Annotated in this window: 5 protein-coding genes and 3 pseudogenes; 7 read left to right on the top strand and 1 reads right to left on the bottom strand. The window is 45.0% G+C overall.

Going from position 1 to position 5916, the window contains the following annotated elements; genetic code table 11:
- Together M977_RS23475 and M977_RS25420 are read left to right on the top strand one after the other, a co-directional pair.
- A partial coding sequence (locus M977_RS23475) for an invasin domain 3-containing protein (RefSeq protein WP_209438624.1) occupies nucleotides 1–921 on the top strand: 921 nt, incomplete at its 5' end.
- Nucleotides 922–1095: 174 nt separating this feature from the next.
- Nucleotides 1096–1696 (top strand): annotated as a pseudogene (locus M977_RS25420) (transposase domain-containing protein); the annotation flags it as partial.
- 209 nt (nucleotides 1697–1905) lie between these two features.
- Here the strand turns inward: M977_RS25420 and M977_RS24790 are convergent.
- Nucleotides 1906–2145: pseudogene (locus tag M977_RS24790) on the bottom strand (transposase); the annotation flags it as partial.
- 49 nt (nucleotides 2146–2194) lie between these two features.
- Between M977_RS24790 and M977_RS23465 the strand changes: the two are divergent.
- The 5 genes and pseudogenes from M977_RS23465 to M977_RS23445 all read left to right on the top strand — a co-directional run.
- Nucleotides 2195–2416, top strand: a pseudogene (locus M977_RS23465) (Tn3 family transposase); the annotation flags it as partial.
- A 567-nt stretch (nucleotides 2417–2983) separates the two neighbouring features.
- Nucleotides 2984–3166 (top strand): hypothetical protein, encoded by a 183-nt coding sequence (locus tag M977_RS25955; protein ID WP_245163543.1) that lies wholly within the window; start codon nucleotides 2984–2986, stop codon nucleotides 3164–3166.
- 347 nt (nucleotides 3167–3513) lie between these two features.
- Nucleotides 3514–3717: a hemolysin expression modulator Hha gene (hha, locus tag M977_RS23455; protein ID WP_064519488.1), complete on the top strand. Its 204-nt coding sequence runs from the start codon at nucleotides 3514–3516 to the stop codon at nucleotides 3715–3717.
- A gap of 380 nt (nucleotides 3718–4097) precedes the next feature.
- Entirely contained in the window at nucleotides 4098–4361 is a 264-nt protein-coding gene (locus M977_RS23450; RefSeq protein ID WP_064519485.1) for a type II toxin-antitoxin system TacA family antitoxin, read from the top strand.
- The gene (locus M977_RS23445) at nucleotides 4352–4834 is read left to right on the top strand and encodes a GNAT family N-acetyltransferase (RefSeq protein ID WP_064519482.1); all 483 of its coding nucleotides are present in this window, start codon (nucleotides 4352–4354) and stop codon (nucleotides 4832–4834) included. The genes M977_RS23450 and M977_RS23445 overlap by 10 nt, the downstream gene beginning before the upstream one ends.
- The last annotated feature ends 1082 nt before the right edge of the window (nucleotides 4835–5916 follow it).

Below are 5916 nucleotides of genomic sequence, written 5' to 3'. Positions count from 1 at the left end.
ACTACGCAGTCGACCCTGACGGCGAGTCCGGCCAGCATTCCGGCGGATAACAGCACCACCACCACCCTGAACTTCACGCCGAAGGACAGCAGCGGTAATCCGGTGAAAGGGATGAGTAATGTGACCTTTGCGGTGAGCGGTGTGACCGGGACCACGGTAGGCCCGGTGACGGAAAATAACGGCGTTTACACCGCGACCCTGACAGGCAGCAGCAAGGGTTCCGCGACGGTCACGGCGAACGCGAACGGCACGGCGGAGAACACCACCACCGTGACCCTGACGGCGACCCAGGCCGATCTGGAGGCGTCCATTGATAAAACGCAGTCGACCCTGACGGCGAGCCCGAGCAACATTCTGGCGGATGGCAACAGCAGCAGCACCCTGACCTTCACGCCGAAGGACAGCAGCGGCAATCCGGTGAAAGGTCTCTTCATGAACTTTACGGAGAGCGGCGTGACCCGGACCACCCTGAGTGCGGTGACGGAAAGCAACGGCGTTTACACTGCCACCCTGAAAGGCAGTATCGCAGGTTCCGCGACGGTGACGGTGAACGTGAACGGTACGGCGGAGAAAACCACCACTGTGATCTTGTCGGGACAAGTAAAACACATTGTTTTGTCAACTGATTATTCTTCTTCGTCATCTAGCCCAACAGGAACGGTAACTGCGACATTCCGTGCTACAGATGAAAATGGGGATGCAGTGATAGGCATCGCGCCTTATACCACTATCAGCAGCGGGGGAGCGACCTATACTACTCAAGGAGCGATCCAGGATAACGGTGATGGTAATTATACATTCACTATTAACTTAACTGCTGGTAAGAGCACTTCCACTTATCCCAACTATATTAACGTTAATTATTTTCGAAATGGTGTAGCTACCTCGTCAGGTAGTGTGGAGGTCACGTTTGACCGTTAGTATCCGTCAATAATAATGGGGAAAGTAATGATGTAATGCCGATCAGTTAAGGATCAGTTGATCGATCCAGTGGTTGTGTAAAAATCCGGAAATGTTCACTCGTTTCCGGATTTTTTTATACATATCGGACAGGCTCTTGATCTCGTTTAACGCTACGAATCTCTACATAACAAAATGACTTATCTAGTGAATTTCCTTGATCCGGCGCTCATCTCCCGTTGTCTTTCCGAGTCCGGCACTGCCACTGTGCGTAAACGCCGTCTGCTGCAGGAAATGATGGTCTGGTGTGTAGTCGGGATGCACTGGAACGTAAAGAGCTCCTTCACCAAATAGTTAACCGTCTGGATATCATGCTGCCGAGCGCCGTTATCCCGGTCCGTCAGCGTCTGGGAAGCGAGGCCGCTTTCCAGCGTCAGACTTATGCCAGTCAGCCAGGACTCTACCCTCAGGTTAAAATGGTCTGCCAGATGGAACTGACCAGCCACCTGTTAACGGTCGCCGCCTTCGGTACAATGAAGGAAAGTGAATACACTCTGGCAGAGCAGTTGATAAACCAGACAGGTGATAACCTCTGACCCTGCTGGAAAAAGGCTACTACTCTCAGTGCTTGTTGAACGCCTGGAGCAAGGCAGGAAAGCAACGCCACTGGATGTCCCACTGAAGAAAGGTGCGCAGTACGAGGAAATACAGAAGCAGGGAAAAGGCGACCGTCTTGTGATGGCTGAAAACCAGCCCGCAAGCGTGGAAAAAGTGGCCAGATCTGGGAGAGCAAATCGCTTTTTGTTCTGGCATGTAGTGAATGCGAGTTTTTTATTTCATGGCAACGTCCCCCTTCTTTAAGGATAGCATTGCATCAACCCGTTGAACTCACATACGCTACCGGACCAGCGCAGGCGGATGCACATGGCAGAAACCATGCATCCGCATAATGTTCTTCCACACGTGGGGTTCTTGTAAGGGGGCTCACCTACTTGGCTCGCCTGCTAACGCAGGAATAAATCCCTGAACGGCACATAGTGTGAGGCGAAAGACGCGTTTGAGCATCAGAACGGTGGAAATAGCCAATTCAGAATAACGTTGCGGGCGACCACGCGAAGAAGTTTTTGGCTCGTCGTACCAGGCTAGTATGGCCGAGTCATCAAGCCAGAATATCAGCGAACCACAATTGACTAGAGCCTTGTTGTAGACTGCCCAGTTGTTGATTTTAAATTTTGGCTTTGCCACGGGATACCGCTACAGGATCAGTAATGTGATGATCTGTTCCTCATGGCAGCCAAAATACTTTGGTCGCGGTAAAGGTATGGTGGCTTATGCGCTGCTGTTCAACCATATTCCGATCAACGGATACCTGATTGGCTCAAATGACTACGAAGGTCACCATGTACTTGATATCTGGTACCGGAATACCTCAGAGGTGAAACCTACGGCTATCACCGGTGACATGCACAGTATCAACAAAGCCAACTTTGCGCTCCACTATAGTCTGGTACCCCGAAATACCCGGAACCCAGTGGCGCAGGGAGATTGCAGATTTTGCCTCTGAAGATCGAAATCTAGACAAATACTCGCCCAGTTTTTGTGCCAGTTGTTTTTGTTCCTCTTCACTGACACTGCCGTTTGATGTGGTAGCACGACAACGGGTGCAGTTTCAGATGCTGTCAGACGATATGGTGGCCTTGCTGAAAAACAGCAGCAGATAGAAAATTAGATACAAAGAACAAGCGAGCACCCACGATGACATCGGATCGAATACCCATTCATAATGACAACACAATTGACACCACGCGAGTGTATATCATGGGCAGTACCATTCATTTTCGGATAGATGACGAAACTAAGAGTTTAGCTATGCAACTGAACACCAACAGAGCAGCCTGACTGAAATCATACGTCAGCGGGCAGAAGAGCTGGTTTATCAGAGCTGTGAACACGCACATTGGCTGGAGCAGCAGATCGTTCATGCTTTTGAACACCATGATTCAGGTGAGGTGGAGTTTGTTAGCGATGATGAGGTTAACAACCGTATGAATGATTTGAGAATACGCGCAACACAGGGAAAGCTATGACAACAATTATAGCTTGGGAGAAACGCACATTAACGGACAGGGAAAATATTTTCATCTATCTGAATAAAGCAACTCAAGCCATAGTCGCTATCGCCGCGGATGACAGGTTCGTCGCGATGGTTGAAATTCTTAAAGACAATCCACTCGCAGACGTAAAAGCTGGTCGTACAGAAAAGTAGCGAAAGCTCGTGATACCACATTTCCCTTTCATCGTTGTTTATATTATCGATAAAGAACAAGTTCATATCCTGCGATATATTCCACATTGCACGTAAAATAGCTCAACATTATAAACCGAAAAATTTAAGTTGACGATTTATACGCTGCCAGAATGATATTATTATGAAAAGGTACCCCAGACTAACAGCAGAAGCTACGGGGGAGTCTTGATGCCTGGCAATTTGCTGTTCATCTGAAATAAATTTACAGGTTAATACATTGTTTATTGAGTGCAGAGTGAAAAGAAAAGGTAGTGTGTGATAAAATATCGCCCATACAATATTTTAACAGCAGAAGTGATATCAGAATGAAAAAAATTGACTGGTTAATGAAATTACGGCGATGCACATGTTTAGATACCCTGGAAAAGGTAATAGAAAAAAACAGATATGAGCTTTCTGATACGGAGTTGGAGATTTTTAACTCTGCTGCAGACCATCGGTTGGCTGAACTAACAATGAATAAACTTTATGATAAAATACCTGCGTCAGTGTGGCAGCATGTAAAATAAATATCATATCAGGTATGCTCGTGTATATACCACGGATAAAGCCAGGGGCCGTGTCAGCGCATTTTATTTCCGGGATCCCGGCTATAAACCCCTCCAGATGCTTCCATTAACATTTCACGTATTGAAATATACCTCAGACACTGTGCTCGCCTGTACAGGGAACAACCTCCACACATCTTTCAGAATGTATGGAAAAGACCTTAAGTTAATCAAAGAAGGGGAGATGACACTCAAGGGCATAATTCAAACTATTCTTTTATATATCAATATTTTATTTAACATGCGATAGATTACAGGCACCTAATTATTTTGTATGGCATTTGATATACAAATCTCTTGTGATATGCTGATAAAGCAATTGCCACACATGGAGTTTATATATGAAATCAGATGTCCAACTCAACCTTAGAGCTAAGGAATCCCAGCGTGCGCTCATTGATGCTGCCGCCGAGATCCTCCATAAATCACGCACAGACTTTATTTTAGAAATGGCCTGTCAGGCTGCAGAGAATGTGATACTCGACCGCCGTGTATTCAATTTTAATGACGAACAATATGCTGAGTTCATCGATATGCTGGATGCCCCAATTACAGATGATCCAGCTATTGAGAAGTTACTGGCAAGGACTCCTCAATGGGACTAGTAACCGCGCCTGAGCCTATGTCAAGTTCTCATCAGCTAGCGGAATTCGTCAGCGGAGAGGCAGTTCTTGATGATTGGTTAAAGCAAAGAGGATTAAAAAATCAGGCTCAAGGTGCTGCCCGGACATTTTTCATCTGCAAAAAAGAATCGAAACAGGTAGTGGGCTTTTACTCACTGGCAACTGGAAGCGTCAACCATACCGAAGCTTCGGGTAGTCTTCGTCGTAACATGCCTGACCCAATACCCGTTATCATACTTGCGCGCCTGGCAGTGGACCTTTCTTTCCGGGGAAAAGGGCTAGGAGCCGATCTACTTCACGATGCAGTACTGCGATGCTACAGAGTGGCCGAAAATATCGGTGTCCGTGCCATTATGGTCCATGCACTTACTGATGAAGCCAAACGATTCTATATTCATCATGGTTTTAAAGCATCGCAAACGCATGAGCGAACATTGTTTTTTAAACTTCCATAACATGAAATTCGGCACTCCTACATATCATTAATTCAACTGGCAGGGTACATAAATATAACTAAAATACTGTTTTTAATTGTTATTTTTAATTTAATTTAACATAATTAATGTTGTATGCACCACGATGTGGCAGCTCAATAGTAGTGTCCGCTTGGGGGATGAAGATGGTTTGACTCACGCCAGACGAGGAAAATCAGGCGCTAATCGACTAGATGATTCACTTCACTTGCGGATCATGGCGCTGCTACGTGAAAAATACAGCGACTTTGGACCAACACTAGCCGTAGAAAAGCTCAGCGAACGCCATAATATTCGCCGGCTCATGATTAAAGCTGGCCTTTGGGTCCCACTGAATAAGCGCGCCCCTGAGTACAGGTTCCCGTTCTTTACCATTTTCCGGTTATGCCGGAGTATGATGCTGGTTTATTAACGCTGATTTATTGGGGCTTTTAGTCCGAATGCGGGTTTTTATATTGATACGTCAATCAAGGAATACTTTCAAAAATAGAAAGCGTAATTTAATTTATTTACAGGCGTATTGTTATCTTAAATTATATGTTGAAATTATTGTCCAATTTTAAGATATTGGTAGTTGAAAACTCATAAGGTTTTCAGTGTATGATCCTTGTAACGATTTTTTTGCCGCATCCCGTGATGCGGTTTTTTTTTGGATAAGATATTTGTTGTATCGGCATCTGCCAGGACGTTTTATTTGAATGGAATATGCCAGTATCTATTGTAAGATTCTCTTTCAATTCATATAAAATTCTCTTGTTAGTCTTCAGTGATCCAGCAGCGCATTTCTGCTGATGAAGCGTCTTAAAAGCAACAGCCCCGTTTTTTCATCTATCTGTCATTAGCACAGGAAAGTCAGTAGCGGCTTAATGAGTATCATTACTCATATTACTTAAGTAAATAAATCACACTGTATGAGTAACGGTGTTGTTAATTTCTGGTAAATAAACGACATAACTTATAATGACTTATCGTTCATTGATTGAGATCATAAAGGCAATAACTTTATTGCTGATTTAGACGGTTTCTGATGGACGATAAAAAAAATCTCTCCCTGCATGTGATTG

Origin of the sequence: Buttiauxella gaviniae ATCC 51604 (genome assembly GCF_001654835.1) — a bacterium.
In the GTDB taxonomy this organism is placed as follows: Bacteria; Pseudomonadota; Gammaproteobacteria; order Enterobacterales; family Enterobacteriaceae; genus Buttiauxella; species Buttiauxella gaviniae.
Note: the sequence above shows the minus strand (reverse complement) of the source record. Positions and strands in the feature narration are given on the sequence as shown.